The organism is Aeromonas sp. s6, from assembly GCF_040907815.1.
Lineage (GTDB): Bacteria > Pseudomonadota > Gammaproteobacteria > Enterobacterales > Aeromonadaceae > Aeromonas > Aeromonas caviae.
On the sequence record NZ_JBFOCN010000007.1, the window covers coordinates 1 to 3387 of the forward strand.

Sequence of the window (3387 nt, forward strand, 5' to 3'; positions counted from 1 at the left end):
TTGCGCGATGGCGAGGTGTTTGGCCGCCGCCTGCTCGGCACCATCAAGGGCTATCAGCATCATTCTGACACCCCCTTTTCGGTGGAGGTGCTGGAGCCTGACTTTGTGCCGTTCGAGATGAACAGCGTGGCGGATGGCGTCAGACAGGGGATCAAGGTCGATGCCTGGCGCCGGCCGAAATCCTACTTTGTGATGTTCGATCACCCCGGCGAGATGCAGGGCTATCGCTACCGCACCAAGGAGGTTGAAGCCAGCGAGATATATCACCTGGCGCTGCGCAAGCGGATCCATCAGCTGCGCGGCGTTACGCTGCTGCACGGTGTCATCACTCGCCTCGCTGACCTCAAGTCGGTGGAGGAGGCCGAGCGCGTGGCAGCTCGGATCAGTGCCTCGCTCGCCTTCTTCATCAAGAAGGAGCACCCGGAGGGATACCAGGCGCCACCAGATGGTTCGCCTGCGCAAGCGCAGCGAATGATCGACATCACGCCGGGCATGACCTTTGACGACCTGCGCCCCGGCGAGGATGTCGGGGTTATCCAGTCCAACCGGCCAAACACCGCCCTGAACATCTGGCGAGCTGGTCAGCTGCGCTCATCCTGTGCCGGCACCCGCAGCCAGTATTCGAGCGTGGCCCGCGACTATGACGGCACCTATTCCGCCCAGCGCCAGGAGCTGGTCGAGGGGTGGGAAGGCTTCGCCGTGCTGCAGGATGAGTTTGTGGCCAACTGGTCGCGCCCTGTCTTTCGGGATTGGCTGCTGGCTGAAACCTTGCGCAGCAAAGACCCTCTCAAGCTGCCTCCCGAGCTGGATATGAAAACCCTGTTCGATGCCATCTATCTGGCCCCTGTCATGCCCTGGATTGACCCGGAGCGTGAAGCCAACGGCTGGAAAGCTGTGATTCGTGGCAGTGCTGGCACGGTGACTGAGTGGATCCGGGCTCGCAACAGGAACCCTGACGAGGTGCGTGATCAGCGTCTTTCCGAACTGGAATGGGAGAAACAAAACAACGTCATCACCGATTCCAACCCAGCCAATGACCCAGGAGCACAACCCAGTGAAAAAGCACCCCCTGACGGCGGCGGTCCAGACCGCGCTGATGCCAGCGCGAGCGGAGGCCGCCAGCGACCAGCCCGCCGCCGATAACCAGAGCCCCCGCAGCTGGTACACCATCAACGCCCTGGCCGCCTCAGAGCCCACGGTCGAGATCTACATCTATGACGTGATCGGCTACTGGGGTGTGTCGGCTCAACAATTCATCTCGGACTGCAAGGCGGCCGGGGTGTTTAGTGCCAAGCAAATCAATCTGCACATTCACAGCCCCGGCGGTGATGTGATGGACGGGTTTGCCATCTACAACACCCTGGCCCGCCTCACCTGCAAGATCGACATCTGGAACGATGGCCTGGCGGCCAGTATGGCCTCGGTCATTCTCTGCCTGCCCAATGCCACCGTGCATATGCCGAGCAATGCCTGGGTGATGATCCACAAGCCGTGGTCTGGCGCAGTCGGCAATGCGGACGACTTGCGAGATCTGGCCGATTGGCTGGATCGCAACGAGGCGCTGCTGCTCAACGCCTACGAGAAGAAAACCGGCAAGCCCCGCGAGGAGCTGGCCGCGCTACTGTCGGCAGATACCTGGCTCGATGGCCTGCAGGCCAAAGAGATGGGGTTTGTCGATGTCCTGGAAGAGCCGATCTCGGCTGCCGCCTACGTGAACGAGAACAAGATGAAAGACTTTAACAACATTCCTACCCAGGCCCGAACCCTGTTCGGCGCCAAAGCGAACGCTGGCACAGCTGCTCCTGTACCGGCCAATCCCACCACGACCGCCGTTTTGCCTGGCCAACCCCAGCAGCCCGCTGGTGATGATGCTGTCGCTGCCTTCAAGCGACAGGAGCAGGCTCGCCGCAATGACATTCAGGATCTGTTTGCGCTGACCGGCGGCCGCTTCCCTGAGCTGATGGCCGAGTGCCTGGCTGATATGGATGTTTCCGCCGCCGCTGCGAAAGAGAAAATCAAGGCCGCGCTGGGCACCGGCGCCAGTGAAACCGGCCCGCTGGGTTCCACCGTGCATATCCACGCTGGCAACGGCAACCTGATCGGCGACTCTGTTCGCGCCTCCCTGATGGCCCGCTGTGGTCATGCAGAGAAAGAGCGTGACAACCGCTATGACGGTTTCAGCTTGCGCGAGCTGGCGCGGGCATCACTGGAAGGTCGCGGGGTATCCACCTCCGGCATGAGCCCGATGAACTATGTCGGCATGGCCTTCACCCACACCAGTTCCGACTTTGGCAAGATCCTGATGGATGTTTCCAACAAGTCAGTGCTGGAAGGTTGGGAATCCGCCAACGAGACCTTCGAGAAGTGGACGCGCAAGGGCACCTTGTCCGACTTCAAGGTGGCCCAGCGTGTCGGCTTGGGTGATATCGCCAGCCTGCGCAAAGTGCGCGAGGGTGCTGAGTACAAGCACATCACCCTGAACGACACCGGTGCCACCATCCAGCTGGCAACCTACGGCGAGCTGTTCTGCATCACCCGCCAGGCGATCATCAACGATGACCTCGACCTGCTGACCCGCATCCCGAAACTGATGGGGGCGGCGGCGCGTGGCACCATCGCAGATCTGGTCTATGCCGTGTTGACCCAGAACATCAAGATGCCGGACAACAAGGCGTTGTTCCACGCCGATCACCACAACCTGCTTAGCGGCGCAGACTCTGCCATGAGCATCAAGGCACTCTCTGCTGCCAAGGCGCTGATGCGCAGCCAGAAGGCGGCCGCAGAAGGTGGTAAGGGTCGCGCTCTCAACATCCGTCCGGGCTTTGTTCTGGTGCCGACTGAGCTGGAAGATACCGCGTTCCAGCTGATCAACAGCACTTCCGTCCCCGGCGCCGATGCCAACTCCGGCATTATCAACCCGCTCAAGGGCTTCGCCGAGGTGATCGGTGAGCCGCGCCTCTCCGATAGCGATGTGGCCCAGTGGTTCCTGGCTGCGCAGGGTGGCGACACGGTTGAGGTGGCCTATCTGGACGGCATGGATGCGCCCTGGATTGAGCAGCAGGAAGGCTTCACCGTTGACGGCGTGACCACCAAGGTTCGCATCGATGCGGGGGTTTCTGCTCTCGACTATCGCGGCCTGGTCAAGTCGAACGGCAAGTAATGGGAATGGCCCGCCATCTGGCGGGCCATCTTTTTGGCAAAAAACAGGAATAACAACATGGCAAAGAATTTCGTTTGTGCCGGCACCCAGCTGGCATTTATCGCCCCGACCGGTGGCGTGGTTGCCGGCAAGCCTATCAAGATGGGCGCTCTGACCGTTGTCCCGCTGGAGACCGCTGCCGCTGGCGCCGAGTTTACCGGCGCCCTGTCCGGTGTCTGGTCTCTCCC

The 3387-nt window shown here is 61.3% G+C and carries 2 protein-coding genes; both read left to right on the forward strand.

Annotated elements, in window-relative coordinates:
* Positions 1-1143, forward strand: a 1143-nt coding sequence (locus AB5Y50_RS00335) for a phage portal protein (RefSeq protein ID WP_368162377.1), incomplete at its 5' end; no start/stop codon positions are given.
* The gene (locus tag AB5Y50_RS00340; protein WP_368162378.1) at positions 1055-3160 is read left to right on the forward strand and encodes a ClpP-like prohead protease/major capsid protein fusion protein; all 2106 of its coding nucleotides are present in this window, start codon (positions 1055-1057) and stop codon (positions 3158-3160) included. The genes AB5Y50_RS00335 and AB5Y50_RS00340, both read left to right, overlap by 89 nt.
* The last annotated feature ends 227 nt before the right edge of the window (positions 3161-3387 follow it).